The sequence below is a fragment of the Sedimentitalea todarodis genome, from assembly GCF_032595355.1.
Lineage (GTDB): Bacteria > Pseudomonadota > Alphaproteobacteria > Rhodobacterales > Rhodobacteraceae > Sedimentitalea > Sedimentitalea todarodis.
The window spans coordinates 126,525-144,348 of record NZ_JASMWN010000004.1; the positions used below are offsets into that span (position 1 = coordinate 126,525).

A 17,824-nucleotide genomic window follows, 5' to 3' on the forward strand; every position below is an offset into this window, starting at 1 on the left:
CCATGGCTGGTCCTGATGACGGTGTGCAGTGGATTTCCATATTTCTCGAAGCGCAGGCAGCCGAGCTTGGTGCGGCGACCAACACGCTTCTGGCGTATGGCCGTGATCTCAAGGATGTGTTGGCCTGGCTGCAGCGGGGCAAGCACACCTTTGATGCCCTGACGCGCGAGCAGATCGAGGAATACCTGATCCATTGCGACGCGCAGGGCCTGTCAAAATCCACCCGCGCCCGCCGCCTGTCGGCGATCCGGCAGCTCTATCGTTTTGCGTTCGAAGAAGGCTGGCGCGCCGACAACCCCGCTATCCAGATCAGGGGACCTGGGCGTGACAAGCGTTTGCCAAAGACGCTGGATGTCGCCGAAGTCGACCGCCTGCTTGCTGCTGCCCGCGAGACCGGGCGCAGCCCGTCGGACCGATTGCGCAATACCTGCCTCATGGAGCTGCTTTACGCCACCGGAATGCGGGTCAGCGAGTTGGTCGCTTTGCCCGTTTCCGCCGCACGTGGCGATCCACGAATGCTGCTGATCCTCGGCAAGGGGGGCAAGGAACGCATGGTTCCGCTGTCACCGCCTGCCCGCGCCGCGCTCACCACCTGGCTTGGCGCGCGGGACGGTGCAGAGGAGAAGGCCGCCGCCAAAGGTGTGCTCCCTTCGCGCTTTCTCTTTCCGTCGCGGGGCAAGTCCGGCCACCTGACCCGGCATCGATTTTACCTGCTGATCAAGGAACTGGCGGCCGCCGGTGGTGTTACTCCTGCCAAGGTTACGCCTCACACCCTTCGCCATGCGTTTGCCACGCATCTTCTGGCCAATGGCGCCGATCTGCGTTCGATCCAGACGCTTCTGGGGCATGCCGATGTCGCCACGACCGAAATCTACACCCATGTTCTTGACGAACGGCTGACAGAACTGGTGATGGAGCATCATCCCCTGGCCCGTGGCCGCAAAGCTCCGAAGTCCGAGACATAGCGCCGTCCCTCTTGATCCGGCACGCGCGCGACCCCATAACCGGTTCAGCATCAAGGATACCCAATCAACCTATGGAAACGAGTTCCTCTGTCATGGACGTCGCCTTCTGGATGACCAGCGCCGCGATCCTGCTCCTTCTGGTCCTGTCGGCCTTTTTTTCCGGCTCGGAAACCGCATTGACGGCGGCCTCGCGCGGCAAGCTGCGAAGCCAGGCCGACAAGGGATCGCGCGGGGCGGAAAAGGCGTTGGCGATCACCGAAGACAGCGAGAGGCTGATCGGATCGGTCCTGCTCGGCAACAACCTCGTGAACATTCTTGCAACGTCACTGGCAACCGCGCTCTTTACCCGTGCGTTCGGCGAATCCGGCGTGGCGCTGGCGACGCTGGTGATGACGATTCTGGTTCTCGTCTTCGCGGAAGTGCTGCCCAAGACCTATGCCATCATCAACTCCGAAAAAGCCGCCGCCGCCGTTGCGCCGGTGATCAGCCTCGTCGTGACGGTCTTTGCCCCCGTTGTCATGGCCGTCCGATTTCTCGTGCGGGGTGTGCTGCGCCTCTTTGGCGTCGAAATCGACCCCGACAGCCATGTTCTCGCGGTGCGCGAGGAAATTGTCGGGGCGCTGCAATTGGGTCATTCCGAAGGCGTCGTGGAAAAGGAAGACCGCGACCGCATCCTGGGCGCGCTCGATCTGGGCGAACGCACCGTGGAAGAGATCATGCTGCACCGTTCCGGCATTGAAATGATCGACACCTCAAGTCCGCCGGAAGACATCCTGCAGCAATGTCTGGATAGCCCCCATACACGACTACCGGTGTTTCGCGACGAACCCGAGAACATCATCGGCGTCGTGCATGCCAAGGATCTGCTGCGCGCCATGTACAAGATGGTCAGCGGCGCGAGCGGCAACGCCCAGCCGCTAAAGCGGTTCCGGATCACCGACGTGGCCAACCCGCCCTATTTCATTCCTGAAACCACGACCCTTGATGACCAGATGCGGCAGTTCCTGCGCATGCGGACGCATTTTGCGCTGGTGGTCGATGAATACGGCAGCCTGCAGGGGCTGATCACGCTCGAGGACATCCTGGAAGAGATCGTCGGCGAGATTACCGACGAGTTCGACCCGGACGCCGAACTGCCGGTTACACGAACAGAGGACGGGCAGTTCATCATCGATGGAGCGATGACGATCCGCGACCTGAACCGCACCACCGACTGGGGTTTGCCCGATGACGAGGCCAACACCATCGCCGGCCTGGTCATCCACGAGGCACAGATGATCCCGGTGATCGGCCAGGTGTTTTCCTTCCACGGCTTCCGGTTCGAGGTGATGGCGCGGGACGGCAACCGGATCACCGGGCTGAAAATAAGGCCCCTGTAACGACAGGCGACAGGGGGCGCTGTCCCCTCCGGTTAATATCGGTGATTTTCTCCGTTCACCCCCCGGAGTATTTCCCGCAAAGATGAAGGAGCGAAAGGATCAGGCGCGCAGGCGGATGCCTTTCGGATCAAAAGGTGGTTCGGCAAGGATGGTGGCACCATGGGGTCGGCCCAGAACCATGACCTCGACCCTGTCTCCGGCGGCGACCATTCGCACAAAGCCAAGCGCAAGACTCTGCCCCACCGTGTAGCCATAGGTGCCTGACGTGACGCGGCCGATGCCCTGGCCATCCCTGAAGATCGGCTCGCCACCGGTAGCATCCGCATGCGAGGCGTCGGTATCGGCGGCATCCAATGCCAGTAACACCAACCGTTCCCGCGCGGGCAGAGCCAGGGCTTCGGCGGCAGCGGATATGTTCAGGAACGTCTTGTCCATCTTGCAGAGCCGGTCGAGCCCGACCTCTTGCGGGTGGTATTCCGGCGAGTATTCGCGGCCCCAGGAGCCATAGCCCTTTTCGATGCGCAGGCTCATCAGGGCGCGGCTGCCCACGGGCCCCGCACCGACTTCCTTGCCGGCCTCGATCAATGCCGCGTAGAGGCGCGACTGGTCGGCCTCGGCGCAGTGCAACTCCCAGCCCAGATCACCGGTAAAGGAGACCCGCAGGGCAAGGCATGCGATACCGGCGATCTCGATCCTCTGACTGCGCATGAATGGGAAATCATCGGTCGCGAGCGACGAATTGGTCAGCCGTTGCAGCAGCGCGCGGCTGTCAGGCCCGGCGACGTTGAACCCGCAAAGCGCGGTTGTGTGGCTTTCGAACGTGGTTCCTGTCGGCAGCGGGACCTGTTTGAAGAACCGCTGGTGATACCGCTCGGCCATCCCGGAACCGATGACCCAGAACTCATCCTCGGACAATCGCGTGACCGTGAAATCCCCGGCGATACCGCCGCGCTTGCCGATCAGGGGCGTCAGGCAGGAGCGGCCCACATTTTGCGGCATCCGGTTGGCAAAGACGGTGTTCAACCAATCCTCGGACCCGGATCCCGCGCAGCGATACTTGGCAAAGTTGGAGATATCGATGATCCCGGCACGGTCCCGCAGCATCCGGCATTCCGCGCCCACCGGCTCCCACCAGTTCTGCCGCGTGAAGCCGTTGGTGTCGGTGACGCCGGGTGCATCGGCGAACCACAGCGGGTGTTCCCAGCCGGTGTTGAGCCCCATGACCGCGCCCATTTCCTTTTGCAGGTCATGGACAGGGCGCATGCGTGCCGGCCGACCGGCGCTGCGTTCTTCGTTGGGGAAATGGATGGCAAAGCGATGCGCATACTGATCGCGCACCCGCGCCTTGGTGAACGCCCTGTCCGCCCATTCGCCAAACCGCGCCATATCCCAGGCGAACATGTCATAGCGGGTCTCGCCTTCGACAATCCATTGCGCCGCCATCAGCCCCATGCCGCCCGATTGGGAAAATCCGGGAATGATCCCGTTGCAGCAAAAGTAGTTCGACAGTTCCGGCACCGGGCCGAACAGCACGTTGGCGTCGGGCGACCAGATCATCGGGCCGTTGATCACCCGCTTGATCCCCGCTTGGCCAACCACCGGCACCCGTTCGATGGCGCGCATCATGTTGTCTTCAATCCGCTCGAGATCATCGGCAAAGAGTTCGTGGCCAAAACCCTGCGGCGTGCCCTCTTCGGCCCAGAAGCGCATGTCCCGCTCGTATGCGCCGACCAGCAGCCCCTTGCCCTCCTGACGCAGGTAGTATTCGCCATCCCGGTCGCTGACCGACGGCAGGCGGCGATCAAGGGCGGCGATCTCGGCGATGGTTTCGGTGACAAAATACTGGTGCTCGGTCGGTTGCAGCGGCAGGGTGATCCCCGCCATCGCCGCCACCTCGCGCCCCCAGAGACCGGCGGCGTTGATCACCCAGTCCGTCGCGATATCACCCTTGGCCGTGCGCACGATCCAACCGCCATCGGGCTTTTGTTCAGTGGCCGTGACCGGGCAGAATCGGATGATCTCTGCCCCGTTCTGGCGCGCGCCCGCGGCATAGGCATTGGTCACACCGCTGGGGTCGACATTGCCGCCGTCGGGCTCCCACATGATACAGCGGATGCCGTCAAAATTCACCAGCGGGTGCAGGCGCTCGGCTTCATCGCGGCTGATTTCGTAAAAATTCATGTCGTAGAGCTTTGCCTTGGCCGCCTGCAGCCGCAGTTGATGCTCGCGCGCCTCAGTCTGCGCGAGATAGAGCGAGCCAGGTTGAAAGACACCGCAGGACTGGCCGGTTTCCGCCTCGAGCGATTTATAGAGGTTCATCGTATAGTGCTGGATGCGTGAGATGTTGGTGCTGTCATGCAGCCCGTGAATGTTGGCCGCCGCGTGCCATGTGGAGCCGCTGGTCAGCTCGTCCCGCTCGAGCAGAACCACGTCGCTCCAGCCGAGCTTGGTCAGGTGATAAAGGATCGAGCAGCCAATGACGCCGCCCCCGATAACAACGGCCTGGGCATGGGTTCGCATGTTTAGGTCCTGCAAATACGTTGCGTTGCCCGGCACCTTGGCGCGGGCAAATTCGCGAAGGTTGCCCTTTCCCGACATGATGCGTCGCGGTGATACAAGTCTGCGAAACGGCCAGGGCTTCTAGCAAATCCCGCACGAGAATCTGCGGGTAATCGATAGGTCACGCCCCTCACCAACGCATTTTCGACAATGGCGCCAGAACCCACGCCCCAAACCAATCGGACCATTTGCGGCGCAAACCTTCTTGCGGACACCGTACGGGCTTCAAACCGGTTCCTTTTCGTCCCAGCCTGCGAATCATCACAGCTATTCCATCATGTGAAACGAGACATTATGACGTCCTTGAAAGCCAAACTTGCCAACACAGACGCGCACCTTTCGGGCGTGGTCTGCACCATCCCGTCCGCGACCGTGACCCAAGCGATTGCCGCCTCGGGTGCGGATTACGTGGTCATCGACATGGAACACGGCGCGCTGGATCATGGCAGCGTCCACGCAATGATCGCAGCAACCCAGGGCAGCGGCTGTGCGCCGCTTGTCCGCGTCGCCGAAAACAACGAGGCGCAGGTCAAGCGCATGCTGGATTTGGGGGCCGAGGGCATCGTGTTCCCGCTGATCCCCACCGCGGCTGATGCAGAGCGCGCTGTCGCCAGTCTGCGCTATCCCCCAAACGGGACACGCGGCTTTGGCCCCTCTATCGCGCAATCGCGCTGGCAATCATCGCTGCCCACCTACCAGAAGGAAGTCGAAGAGGCGCTGATCTGCTGTCTGCTGATCGAAACCGCCGAGGCCGTGGAAAATGCCGCCGAGATCATGTCCGTCCCCGGCATCGACGTCGTGGTGCCTGCCCCGTTTGATCTGTCGACGGCGATGGGCGTCTCCGGTCAGTTCCAGCACCCCGATTTTCTGAACGCTCTAATAACCGTAGAAGACGCCGCCAAGGCCGCCGGCGTACCTCTCATTGGCAATGCCGCCCCCACCCGCGAAGACTGCATCGCGATGCTTGAACGCGGCTATGTCGCGCTCACCGGGTTCGACATCCTCTGGCTGCGCCAAAACCGCAGAGCTTGCCGGCTGGTGCGGCACCTGACAGCACCGACACATCCTGTCGTTTTCTGACAGGCGACACACCCCGCCACGGCCCAGTCTGCTAGAAACAAGAACCGGAGGCCCCGCATGCGAACCACCACCCGTGTTGCCGTCATCGGAGGCGGCGTTGTCGGCTGTTCCGTGCTGTATCACCTGACCAAACTCGGTTGGTCCGATGTCATGCTGATCGAACGCAGCGAGTTGACCAGTGGGTCCACATGGCACGCGGCCGGCGGGTTTCATACGCTCAATGGCGACACCAACATGGCGGCACTGCAGGGGTATACCATCCGGCTCTACAAGGAACTGGAAGAGATCACCGGCATGTCATGCGGCCTGCATCACGTGGGCGGCATCACCTTGGCCGACAATCAGGACCGGTTCGACATGCTGTTGGCCGAGCGCGCCAAGCACCGCTTCATGGGGCTGGAAACCGAAATCGTCGGACCCGAAGAAATTGCCAGGATCGCGCCGATCACCAATCTCGACGGTATCATCGGCGCGCTTTACGATCCGCTTGATGGCCATCTCGACCCCTCGGGCACCACGCACGCCTATGCAAAGGCCGCTCGAATGGGGGGCGCGACCATCCAAACCCATTGCATGGTCCGCGAAACCAACCAGCGCGCTGACGGGACCTGGGATATCGTCACCGACAAGGGAACGATCCACGCCGAACATGTGGTCAATGCCGGCGGCCTGTGGGCCCGCGAAGTCGGCGCAATGGCAGGCGTCTACTTCCCTCTGCACCCGATGGAGCACCAGTATATCGTCACTGACGACATTTCCGAGATCTATGAGCGGGGCGAGGAGCACCCGCATGTCATGGACCCGGCAGGCGAATCCTATCTGCGGCAGGAAGGGCGCGGCCTTTGTATCGGCTTTTACGAACAGACCTGCCGCCCGTGGGCGGTGGACGGCACACCATGGTCGTTTGGTCACGAACTCCTGCCTGATGATTTCGACAAGATCGAACACAGTATCGAATTCGCCTACAAGCGCTTTCCCGTGCTTGCCACCGCAGGCGTCAAATCTGTGATCCACGGGCCGTTCACGTTCGCACCCGATGGCAACCCGCTGGTCGGCCCGGTGCCGGGCCTGCGCAACTACTGGTCGGCCTGCGGCGTCATGGCCGGGTTCAGCCAGGGCGGCGGCGTTGGTCTCACCTTGGCGCAATGGATGATTGAGGGCGAACCGGAGCGCGATGTCTTTGCATTGGATGTCGCTCGTTTTGGCAACTGGATCAGCCCCGGCTATACATTGCCGAAGGTCACAGAGAACTACCAGAAGCGCTTTTCCGTCGCCTATCCGAACGAGGAACTGCCCGCTGCGCGCCCGAACCGCACCACGCCGATGTATGACATCTTCAGCGATCTGGGCGCGGTCTGGGGCCAGCAGTTCGGTCTGGAGGTCGCCAACTACTTTGCCCAAGCCGACGAACCGACATTCGAAACGCCGTCCTTCCGTCGGTCAGATGCCTTTGGCGCCACCGGGCGCGAGGTGCGCGGGGTCCGCGAGGGTGTCGGCATCAACGAGTTGCAGAATTTCGGCAAATACCGCGTCACCGGCCCGCGCGCCCGCGATTGGCTCGATTACATCATGGCGGGCCGCGTCCCCCCACCCGGCCGGGTCAGCCTGTGCCCGATGCTGTCGCCGCGAGGGCGGCTTATCGGCGATTTCACGATTTCCTGCCTGTCGGAATCCGAGTTCCAGCTCACCGCCTCCTATGGCAGCCAAGCCTATCACTACCGCTGGTTCCAGCAGCATCAGCAAGATGGCGTAACCATCGAAAATATCAGCGATACCCGCACCGGGTTTCAGATTGCCGGGCCAAGATCGCGCGAGGTCCTGGCCGCCTGCACCCGCACCGATATCGGCGAGATGCGGTTTCTCGATGTGCGCCGCGTGACCGTGGGCATGACCGACTGCATCGTGCAGCGGCTCAGCTATACCGGTGATCTAGGCTATGAGATGTATTGCGATCCCATGGCGCAACGACAGCTTTGGAATACGCTTTGGCAGGCCGGGCAACCGCACGGGATAATCCCGTTTGGCATGCGCGCGATGATGTCCCTGCGGCTGGACCGGTTCTTTGGCTCGTGGCTGTCTGAATTCTCGCCCGATTACACGGCGGCGGAAACTGGGCTCGATCGGTTTGTCTCGTTTCGCAAGAATGCCGATTTCATCGGACGCGCGGCTGCCGAGGCGGAACGCACCGGGGGCACCACACGCAAACTTGCCGCGTTCGAGGTCGAGGCAGAGGACGCCGATGTTCACGGCTACGAACCGATCTGGCTGGATGGCGAGGTGCAGGGATATTGTACCTCGGGCGGCTACTCCCATCACGCCGGAAAATCCGTTGCTCTGGGTTTCCTGCCAACCGGGCGCATGATCGACGGCCTTGCGGTCAAGATCGAAATTCTGGGGCAGATGCGCCCCGCAACCCTGATCACCACGCCACTTTTTGACCCCGACGGAGCGCGATTGCGCGGATGATTGCACGCGTGCACGTCGGCGTTAGACTATCCGGATGAATGCTCCGGTCACAGACATGCCGATCCTGCTGCTCGCTGCCGGGCGATCTTCGCGCATGCGCGGTATCGACAAACTGTTGCAAGAGGTCGAGGGCAAACCGCTGATCCGGCGACAGGCCGACATCGCCCGAGCCGTCACCAGTGGCGCGGTGATTGTCGCCCTGCCCGAAGCACCGCATCCACGATACGACGCCCTGGCCGGCGCGGAGGTTGTGATGCTTCCAGTTCCGGAGGCCACCGAAGGCATGAACGCCTCTCTGAGAACCGGCATTGCCGCGTTGCCACCGGATGCAGATGCAGCGATGTTGCTGCTCTGCGATTTGCCGGAACTGACCCAGGCGGATCTCGCGCAAATTGCGATGGCCCATGATCCGGACAGCGACACCCGCATCTGGCGTGGCACCACGCAGGACGGTCGACCGGGGCATCCCATCGTTTTCTCGGCCAAGCTCTTTGATCTGTTTCGCACCCTGACCGGTGATGGCGGCGGACGGGAGGTCGTAAAGGCCGCAGGGGCCCATGTTGTTCACATTCCCTTGCCGGGAAACCGCGCCCGGCTCGACCTCGATACACCCGAAGATTGGGCCGACTGGCGCGCCGCGCGAGGTTTATCCTAGACTGCCCTGCCGTCATTGCAGCGCCGCTGGCCGCTGTGGCCTAGCCGACGCTCCCTGCCATCTGTTCGATTGGAACGGAGGCTGCAGGTGTCTCGGTCAGTTCGGGAAACAGGGCGTACATCTCTGCCCGCTGTGCCTCACGGATACCATAGACATGCGGGTCAGCAGGTTGAAATCGCTCGATCCACACGCCGTCTGCGCGCACAACCTCATGCTGCTCAAAGCTGATGTGGACATAGGTCACAGCCGCGTTCTCTGCGTGGTCAATTCCCTCAAGCCCAATGAGATTCTTGGCCGACACCAACAAGGCGTCATCCTCAAGATAGAGCGCCGTATCATCGCTCTTTACCAACACGCGGGTATGCGGGCTCAGGAGCAGGTCCTGCATTGGCAGGCCCTGACCGAGAGCGCCCGCTGAAATTCTTACCGGTCCAAGATGCGGTTCCCGGTCGATCTCTGCGGCTGACAAGTCTCGACGTCCGACCCAGTTCACCGTCTGAACCCCGTGGTCACGGGTTATGACACGGTTCCCGACGCGCAGTTCCGTCAGGCAAACATCGCCGGTTGGTGTTGAAATATGCATTTGTTTACAAAGAATTTCCGAAAATTTCTCTTGCGTTGATCTTGCCAGGCTATCCGGACGACGCGTCATACCCTTTTCCCCAGATATCAGTCTTGATCAGCGTCAGCTTTCGCGCCGTCCGGACAACTTGCACCCATTCCCACTCAGAAACAAAAAACCGGACCCGCCCCCGGGGGCCCGACAAAACCAGAGTAAACTCGTACGTCTCATCAATACCGCGCCGCCGACAACCCACAAACACCAACAGGGCATCGGATCCGTCGTGCAGTGGTGACCCCACACCCTTTGCACGAACATTAGATGAATCAACTCAAGCTGGGGTTGAGTTTCGTTTTGCGCCAACCGCGCTGTGTTGCAGGCGGGCCTTCGCGACAGGAATAATTATGATGCTTTATCAATACAGTAGGAAACGCAGATAATCTCGCGCCGTTATCGCGATACAGGCCTTGCGACATTCGCCTCCGCTCCGCTGGCTCCGGACACCAAGATCGGCGTCGCTGGTGGGTTGTTTCCACACTCGGGTCAATTGCTTTGAATTTGTTGAATTGGACGCGCCGCAATGGCCGTCCCGTCGAATTTGCGCCCGATTCGAAGGCAGCCTGCCCGGAAGCGCCCGGAGAGACTCACAAATTCACCGACACCCTGTTTCACCCGTTCCGGGCCTTGGCGATACCTGGGCATCGCAAAGGTCCTAATCGCGCAACCTCGCAAGTTCTGCCGCTGCGCGCTGCACCGTGACCTCACCAGCCGCCGCAATTGCGCCCGCCACCCGATCGACCTCGCCACCTTCGGCACCCGCAAGGATGGCGATGTTCCGGGCATGCAGTGTCATGTGGCCTTTCTGGATGCCTTCGGTCGCCAATGCCCGCAAGGCCGCCATGTTCTGCGCCAAACCCACCGCAGCCGTCACCTCGGCCAATTCCTGCGCGGTTCGGACTCCAAGAAGCCGGATCGCGGCTTGCGCTGCTGGGTGCGTCTTGGTGGCGCCGCCGATCAGCCCCAATGCCATCGGCATTTCCAACGTTCCGACCAACTCGCCCCCTGCCCCGCGCTCCCACCGGGAGAGGCTGCTATATCGTCCGTCCCGCGCCGCATAGGCATGCGCCCCCGCTTCGATTGCACGCCAGTCATTACCCGTCGCGACGACAACTGAATCGATGCCATTCATGATCCCCTTGTTGTGCGTCACTGCCCGATACGGATCGATGATCGCAAGCGTGCAGGCCTCGACAATCCCCTGCGCCACGTCATCGCCGTCAAACCGGTCCATCTTCAGCGCCTCGGGCGTGATCTCAACCCGGGCCCGCACCAGCCTGCGATCCGCGAGATTTGACAGGATGCGCAGCCGCACCTCTCCCCTCGCGATCTCCGCAACGCGCGGGGCCAGTGTTTCGGCCATGGAATTCACGGTGTTGGCGCCCATGGCGTCCCGCACGTCAACCAGCAGGTGAAGCACGACCATCGGACCGACCGGGGTGTCATCAAACACCTGCACCTCGATATCCTTGCACCCGCCGCCCAGCCCGATCAGCACGGTGTCACGCTGGTTGGCCATCCCGATCAGTTCGTCTCGCGCCGACAACAACCGTTGGCGCGCGCCATGTGGATCGCCCGGTCGTAGTACCTGAATCTGGGCTCTCATGACCGGTGCATCCGACGAGGTGGTGAAACCGCCGCAACCTCGCGCGATACGCGCCATATACGATGCTGCGGCCACGACCGATGGTTCTTCGGTGACCATCGGGATCAGATAGTCCCGTCCGTTGACGGTGAAATTGGTCGCAACACCAAGTGGAAGTTCATATTTGCCGATAACATTTTCGATCATGCCATCGGCAAGTGTCTGCGGAAGACCATCGGCCCCGGACAGCGCGATCTGATCGGCATCGGACATGTTTGCAGCGCGGGCGACCGCCGCGCGCCGATCCTGTGGGGTCATGCCGCGCAGGTTTTCAATGCGAGAACTGAATTCAGCCATCTGAGATCCCCCCGATCTCGCCCGAATTGCACATGGATATCATGGTCGTTTTCCTCTCTGAACCGAACAAGGGTGCCGCAGAGTCAAAAAGATCCTGCACAACGCATCCAACGCCACAATGGGCGTCTCACACGGTGACATTCATTCGACCAACCGGCCGTCTCGATTGTACTTTGCCCCAGCCGTCGTGAGATCGTCATATGTCAGTTGAACTTCGATCAGCGCGACCGATCCCAATGCATAGCCACGATAAGGCAACCCATCGGTTTCCAGGATCGCTCCGGGTGCCGGTTGATCCAGATGACAGTCCGGCATCGGCCAGGGTTCGGGCGTGTTGCCATTGATCCCGACGCGCATCTCGAGCAACCCGCAACGCCACGCCCATAGGTGGGTGACATAGACGAGGTCCTTGCCATCATACTCCCGCAAGGTGATCCAGTTGCCACGCGTCGCGTTGAGAATCGGCTTGACCTCCAGCGCGGTTGTGAACTTGCCGGTCGCCGTTTGTGGCTCTGCGACAAGCTGCGGTGCTTCGGGGGCTGGATTGGCGGGCGCAGTCGTTTCTTCGGATTGTGCGATCACCGTGCCCGACTCTGCCGCAGGCTCGTCGGAAGCGGGGTCTGGTGGATCAGGCGGGGCAGTGGGCACGGGTTCTGCGGCGCGCACCTCCTCTGCCACCTGATCGGGAACAGGCGCTGCAGGAACTGCCGATCCCGCAGCGGAAAAGGAGACCGCAGATTGCAGCCCCACGGAAACCATCAACAAAAGTGCCTCGAACATCAGTATCCCTTCACTCCCCTACGTGGCCGATCCGCTTTGCCTTTCCGGGCTTTTGACCTGTCGACTCCATGCCTATAGTCCGCATCAGGGCCAGCACCGCACATCATCGGCTGGATTGAGTATGACAAAGAAACAGCCACAGCGCCAAGCGTTCAATATTCTGATTGTGGGCCAATCCGGCAGGCTCCAATACGAGGCGCTGCTGTTCGCCGCGTCGCTGCGGCATTGTTCGCCGGACTTTGCGCGCCAGCTCTTCGTCGCCGTTCCGCAGGCCGGGCCCAAATGGAGCAATGACCCTGCAATCAGAAATGTCGCGGTGCTGGATGCACTTGGGCGTCTCGGGGTCAGGATTCTGCCGTTTGAGTCAACGGTCTTTGGCCAGAGTTATCCGCAAGGCAACAAGATCGAGGCGTTGTTTGCCCTGCCGCCGGATGAGCCGTTCGTCTTCTTTGATACCGACACCCTGATTACGGGCGATATTACGTCTGTGCCATTTGATTTCGGGCGGCCAGGGGCCTCGTTGCGCTGCGAAGGAACCTGGCCCGATCCAACCCTCTATGGTCCGCAGCATGGCGAGATCTGGAAATCGCTGTATGACAAGTTCGGACTGGATTTCGAAAGCAGTCTGGACAGGAGCCAGCCCGACAATCACTGGCGGCGGTATCTTTACTTCAACGCAGGGTACTTCTTCGCGGCGCGCCCGCACGAGTTTGCACAGCGGTTTCTGGACTATGCAATTGCGATCCGCGACACACCGCCGCCGGAACTGATCTGCCAGAGCTTTGATCCCTGGCTGGATCAGGTGGCGCTGCCGCTGGTCATTCATTCATTTGGTGGTGGGCGGGAGTCGCTGCCACCCGGCTATCTCGACGGGTCCGTCAGTTGCCACTACCGCGTGTTTCCCCTGCTCTATGCCCGCGAGGAAGATCACACGATCGAAGTGCTCCATACGGTCGCAGCCCCCAACTGGATCAAGAAGGTGCTGAAGGGTCACGAGCCGATCAAGCGGATGGTGTATCAGGGTCGGGGCGCAAAGGTGCGCGCGCTTTTTGACCGAACCGCGCTCCCTCGACGCGAACAGATGATCCGCAACCAGATCAAATCTGCAGGCTTCTGGATGCGCTAGCGCCGTACAGTTGAACCGGAAATCCAGACGTCATCAGTTCGGCGGTCGGGTCCACGGTTCGGCACCGCGCACATCCACGAAGACGCGATACACGGACCGGGTGGCGGTGATGTACATGCGCTGACCGTCCGAACCGCCAAAGCACAGGTTTGAAACCACCTGCGGAACAAGGATCTTGCCCAACAGCGTGCCGTCCTTGTCAAAACAATGCACCCCGTCTGCCGCCGACGACCAGAGGTTGCCAAGCACGTCACACCGAATGCCGTCCGGCAGGCCGGTATCGATCTCGGCAAAGGGTGCGAGTTCTCGCAAGCCGCCGGCTTCCACAGCAAACCGGCGAATGACCGACGGAACGGAGTCGTCATGACTCGACCCGCTTTCCGAAATGTAGAGCGTCTTTTCATCAGGAGAGAAACACAGTCCGTTGGGTTGGGTGAAATCGCTGACGACAACACTCAACTCCCCGCCAGGCGTCAAGCGATAGACGTTGCGGCTGGCTTGTTCCGGTTCGCTGAGATAGCCTTCGAAGTTCGAGAGGATGCCGTAGGTCGGATCGGTAAACCACACCGCTCCGTCCGAGCTGACCACCACGTCATTGGGCGAGTTCAGCCGTTTGCCATCATGCGTTCCCGCCAGAACCGTCAGCGACCCGTCAAATTCGGTACGCACCACGTCGCGCATCCCGTGCCGGCACCCCACCAAACGCCCCTGGCGATCCCGCGTGTTGCCATTGTTGAAACCCGACCCGGCCCGATAGACCGAGACACCGTCGTTCTCGGACCATCGCAGGATCCGCTGGCTGGGAATATCGGAGAACAGAAGGCAGCCATGATCACCGAACCAGACCGGACCTTCGGTCCAGGTGAAGCCCTCGGCGATCATGTCCAGCGTGGACATGGGGTGCACCAGAGCGGCAAAACGGTCGTCATGGATTTCCAGATGTGACGGCATGGTGATCATGCGCGGGTCCTCCTTGTGCTGGCTGCGATGACAATGGCGATGATGATTGCCCCGGTCAGGACGTTGCGCGCGCCGGCTCCCGCGCCGTAGCTGTTGAGCATCGAGACCACGAGAAACATGAACAGCGCCGCGCCCCAGACGCCCGGCACGTTGGAATTTCCACCGGCAATGGAACTGCCGCCGATCACGACAACGGCGATGGACATCAGAAGGTATTCCGCGCCCATGTTCAGCGCGGCACCACCAGAAAAACTCGCCAGCAGGTAACCCGCGAGCCCTGCGAACGTCGCGACCGAGACGTAGGTCGTGGCCCGCACCAGTTCGACCGGAACCCCCGCGAGGCGCGCAGCCCGGAGGTTTTGCCCGGAAGCCAGCAGCCAACGACCCCAGATGGAACGTTCGAGGATGACCCAGACCAGAATGGCCAGCGCCAGCGCCACCCATGCCACGTTGGGCAGGCCAAGAAACCGGCCAGTGGCAAAATCCGCCAGCCCTGTGGGCGGCTTGATCCGCAGGCCCCGGTTCGACCAGATGGCCAGAGATTGATAGATCAGCGACGCCGCCAGCGTTGCGATGATCGGTGGCAGGCGCAGCAGGAAGATCAGCGCATAATTCGCGAGCCCGGCACCAGCGCCGACGCCGAGCGCGATGGCAAGACCCAACAGAGCCGTGCCGGGCTCGCTACCCATCGCCTTCAGCGCCAGCGTTGCCGCCAGCGTCATCGTGGCCGGAATCGACAGGTCCACGTTGCCCGGCCCCAGCGTGATCACCAACATCTGTCCAAGTCCGACGATGGCGGCAAAGGCCCCGAACGACAACGCGGCATAGGCCAGTTCACCGGCACCGCGCCCCGACGTCAGCGCGAGGATCAACGCAAAGGCGGCGGCAGCGGCCAACCAGGACCAGAGCCAGGGTTTGGTCACAGGTTTCATGCCCCCGCCCCCTTCCTGCTGAAGATCAGGCGTGCGGTCAGAACAAGGATCAGGATCGCCCCCTGCGCCCCGATCTGCCAATCCGGAGACAGGCGCATGAAGCTCAGGAAACTTGCCGCCAGCGTCAGGGTGAGCGCGCCGATCACGGCCCCCGTCGGGCTGACCTTGCCGCCGGTGAATTCGCCCCCGCCAAGGATCACCCCGGCAATGGACAAGAGCGTGTAGCGCAGCGCGATGTTGGGGTCCGCCGAAGTCGCCAGCCCGACCAGCGCCATGCCCGCCAGCACCCCGAAGAGACCGGCAAGCCCATAGGCCAGCGCCTTGAGCCGGATCACCGGCCAGCCTGCGCGTTCAACCGACCGTGCATTGCCGCCCACGCCGCGCAGCACGGTTCCAATCCCCGAGCGGATGATCAACAGATGGGTCACGGCCGCAATGATGATCGCGGCAACAACGGCCATGGGCGCGAACGGCGGCTTTACCGTCATCAGCATGCGCAGCCAGTCGGGACTGGACCCGCCGGGCGACGGCAGGATGAACAACGCCAATCCGCCCCAGACGAACGACATGCCCAGAGTCACGACGATGGCGGGTAGCTCAAGCGCATGGATCACCGCCCCGAGCAAGGCGTAGGACAGGATCAGGGCCACGAGTATCAGCAGCCCGAGCATCGGCGTATCATTGAGAAACGTCGCAGTGACGCAGGCCGCGAGGCTGACAAAAGTGCCAAGCGACAGGTCGATGTCGTTGACCATGATGATCATCATTTGTGCAATCGTGGCCAGGGCGATCGGCACCGCGAGGTTGAACAAGAGGTTCAGCCCGAAATAGCTCATCGCGCGCGGTTGCATGTAGAACGTGGCCGCCAGCAGGACGGCCAACGAGACCACCGGGAGAATGATCCTGTGCCGGGCAAGGAAATTCATGATGCCTCCTGCATCTCGAAGGATGCCTGGAGGATGTTCTCTTCGGTGATCTCGGAACCGGTCAGTTCGGCACTGATTTCTCCGTTGCGAAAGACAAACACCCGGTCGCATTGACAGACCTCTTCGGTCTCGGTCGAATACCACAGGAATGTTCCGCCCTTGGCGGCTTCGGTCCGGATCATGGCATAGACATCCTGTTTGGTACCCACATCGACGCCGCGCATCGGGTCATCCATGATGACGACCGGGGCGGACGATGCCAGCGCACGGGCAAACAGCACCTTTTGCTGGTTGCCACCGGACAGGGAGAGGATCGGATTTGTCATATCATCGGTGCGGATGCCGATGCGCCGTTTCCATGTGTCGGAAATCCGGGTCTCTGCCGCGCGATCGACCAGACCGCGTTTCGCGCATTGTTGCAGAGCTGAAATCGAGATGTTGCGCAGGATCGACCAAAGCGGCAGAACGCCGTCGCGTTGCCGATCGCCCGCGACAAACACCGCTCCGGGCGATCGGTCAGGGTGCCATGAAGAGGAACGTGACAGGTAAAGCTGCGCCAGTGCCTCCGCCTGCCCATGCCCGGCAAGACCAGACAGGCCGACGATCTCGCCCCTGCGCGCAGACAGGCCCTGCTCGGTGCGCACAATCTCGGGCCCGAATTCACCCGCGATCTCGGCAGCTTCGCCGTTGTCGGCAGCCACATGCCCCATGGCGTCCACGAGACCCTGCCGGGTAAACTCGTCTGTGGGCCGCTCGGCGACCACCTTGCCATCCTTCAAGACCACGATGCGGCTGGCGACCTCAAAGACTTCACCCAGCATGTGGGAAATGAAAATGACCGCGCCACCCTCGGTGCAGAACCGTCTGACATGCACCAGCAATTGCTCGGAGATGCCCGCGTCCAGCGACGACGTCGGCTCATCCAGAATGACCAGCCGTGCCGTGGAACCGCGAGGGGAAAAGCCGATGGCGATCTCGACCATCTGCCGCTCGGCAATCGACAGCGTATCGACCTCGGCATTGGCATCGATGCCATGGCCAGGAAATATCGTATCGAGACTCTGCACGATCTCGGCCCGCGCCGGGCGCCGCCAGTTGGGGCCCTTCAGGGCGACGTGCGAGATGCGCAGGTTTTCCGCAACCGTCAGATTGGGACAGAGCGACAATTCCTGAAAGACCGAGCGTACGCCTGCCTGCCGCGCGCTATCGGCGGCGGGAAATGCAATATCGCCTGAGGATGGCGCAAGCCCGCCGTTGATCAGGTTGACCAACGTCGACTTGCCCGCACCGTTATGGCCCACAAGCCCGATGCAGTCGCCCGGCGTGACGATCAGGCTGACCCCGTCGAGCGCACGGACCGGGCCAAAATGCCTGGCCGCGTCAATGAGCGTCACGATCGGAGTGCTCTCATGATCAGACATGAGCGCTCCATTCT

General features: G+C 61.7%; 14 protein-coding genes. 6 read left to right on the forward strand and 8 right to left on the reverse strand.

Annotated elements, in window-relative coordinates:
- The first annotated feature begins 2 nt into the window (after positions 1 to 2).
- A complete protein-coding gene (locus QO231_RS07430) occupies positions 3 to 965 on the forward strand; it encodes a tyrosine recombinase (RefSeq protein ID WP_316774766.1) in 963 nt (320 codons plus the stop codon).
- Positions 966 to 1,036: 71 nt separating this feature from the next.
- Positions 1,037 to 2,344, forward strand: a complete 1,308-nt coding sequence (locus QO231_RS07435) for an HlyC/CorC family transporter (RefSeq protein WP_316774768.1) — start codon at positions 1,037 to 1,039, stop codon at positions 2,342 to 2,344.
- 99 nt (positions 2,345 to 2,443) lie between these two features.
- Here the strand turns inward: QO231_RS07435 and QO231_RS07440 are convergent, their stop codons facing one another.
- Positions 2,444 to 4,864 carry a GcvT family protein gene (locus tag QO231_RS07440; RefSeq protein ID WP_316774769.1) on the reverse strand — a complete coding sequence of 807 codons (2,421 nt, stop codon included), beginning with the start codon at positions 4,862 to 4,864 and terminating at the stop codon, positions 2,444 to 2,446.
- A 333-nt stretch (positions 4,865 to 5,197) separates the two neighbouring features.
- Here QO231_RS07440 and QO231_RS07445 point away from each other — a divergent pair, with 333 nt between their 5' ends.
- Genes QO231_RS07445 through QO231_RS07455 form a run of 3 tightly spaced genes read left to right on the forward strand, consistent with a single transcriptional unit; the run spans position 5,198 to position 9,104 of the window.
- Positions 5,198 to 5,983, forward strand: coding sequence for an HpcH/HpaI aldolase family protein (locus tag QO231_RS07445; RefSeq protein WP_316774770.1), 786 nt, complete (start codon positions 5,198 to 5,200; stop codon positions 5,981 to 5,983).
- A gap of 57 nt (positions 5,984 to 6,040) precedes the next feature.
- Positions 6,041 to 8,449, forward strand: coding sequence for a GcvT family protein (locus tag QO231_RS07450; RefSeq protein WP_316774772.1), 2,409 nt, complete (start codon positions 6,041 to 6,043; stop codon positions 8,447 to 8,449).
- A 34-nt stretch (positions 8,450 to 8,483) separates the two neighbouring features.
- Positions 8,484 to 9,104: a nucleotidyltransferase family protein gene (locus tag QO231_RS07455; RefSeq protein ID WP_316774773.1), complete on the forward strand. Its 621-nt coding sequence runs from the start codon at positions 8,484 to 8,486 to the stop codon at positions 9,102 to 9,104.
- A gap of 40 nt (positions 9,105 to 9,144) precedes the next feature.
- Here the strand turns inward: QO231_RS07455 and QO231_RS07460 are convergent, their stop codons facing one another.
- The 3 genes from QO231_RS07460 to QO231_RS07470 all read right to left on the reverse strand — a co-directional run bounded on the left by QO231_RS07460 (position 9,145) and on the right by QO231_RS07470 (position 12,445).
- Positions 9,145 to 9,687 (reverse strand): Hint domain-containing protein, encoded by a 543-nt coding sequence (locus QO231_RS07460; protein ID WP_316774775.1) that lies wholly within the window; start codon positions 9,685 to 9,687, stop codon positions 9,145 to 9,147.
- A gap of 691 nt (positions 9,688 to 10,378) precedes the next feature.
- Positions 10,379 to 11,665, reverse strand: a complete 1,287-nt coding sequence (locus tag QO231_RS07465) for a hydroxymethylglutaryl-CoA reductase, degradative (RefSeq protein ID WP_316774776.1) — start codon at positions 11,663 to 11,665, stop codon at positions 10,379 to 10,381.
- Between the two features lie 141 nt (positions 11,666 to 11,806).
- Positions 11,807 to 12,445: a hypothetical protein gene (locus QO231_RS07470; RefSeq protein WP_316774778.1), complete on the reverse strand. Its 639-nt coding sequence runs from the start codon at positions 12,443 to 12,445 to the stop codon at positions 11,807 to 11,809.
- 121 nt (positions 12,446 to 12,566) lie between these two features.
- Between QO231_RS07470 and QO231_RS07475 the strand changes: the two genes are divergently transcribed.
- Positions 12,567 to 13,571 (forward strand): hypothetical protein, encoded by a 1,005-nt coding sequence (locus QO231_RS07475; RefSeq protein WP_316774779.1) that lies wholly within the window; start codon positions 12,567 to 12,569, stop codon positions 13,569 to 13,571.
- 33 nt (positions 13,572 to 13,604) lie between these two features.
- Here the strand turns inward: QO231_RS07475 and QO231_RS07480 are convergent, their stop codons facing one another.
- The 4 genes from QO231_RS07480 to QO231_RS07495 are packed head-to-tail and all read right to left on the reverse strand — an operon-like array spanning position 13,605 to position 17,810.
- Positions 13,605 to 14,531, reverse strand: a complete 927-nt coding sequence (locus QO231_RS07480) for an SMP-30/gluconolactonase/LRE family protein (protein WP_316774781.1) — start codon at positions 14,529 to 14,531, stop codon at positions 13,605 to 13,607.
- On the reverse strand, positions 14,528 to 15,463 hold the full coding sequence (locus QO231_RS07485; RefSeq protein WP_316774782.1) for an ABC transporter permease: 936 nt from the start codon (positions 15,461 to 15,463) through the stop codon (positions 14,528 to 14,530). The genes QO231_RS07480 and QO231_RS07485 overlap by 4 nt, the downstream gene beginning before the upstream one ends.
- Positions 15,460 to 16,389, reverse strand: coding sequence for an ABC transporter permease (locus QO231_RS07490; RefSeq protein WP_316774783.1), 930 nt, complete (start codon positions 16,387 to 16,389; stop codon positions 15,460 to 15,462). The genes QO231_RS07485 and QO231_RS07490 overlap by 4 nt, the downstream gene beginning before the upstream one ends.
- Positions 16,386 to 17,810, reverse strand: coding sequence for a sugar ABC transporter ATP-binding protein (locus QO231_RS07495; RefSeq protein ID WP_316774784.1), 1,425 nt, complete (start codon positions 17,808 to 17,810; stop codon positions 16,386 to 16,388). The genes QO231_RS07490 and QO231_RS07495 overlap by 4 nt, the downstream gene beginning before the upstream one ends.
- Positions 17,811 to 17,824 lie beyond the last annotated feature (14 nt).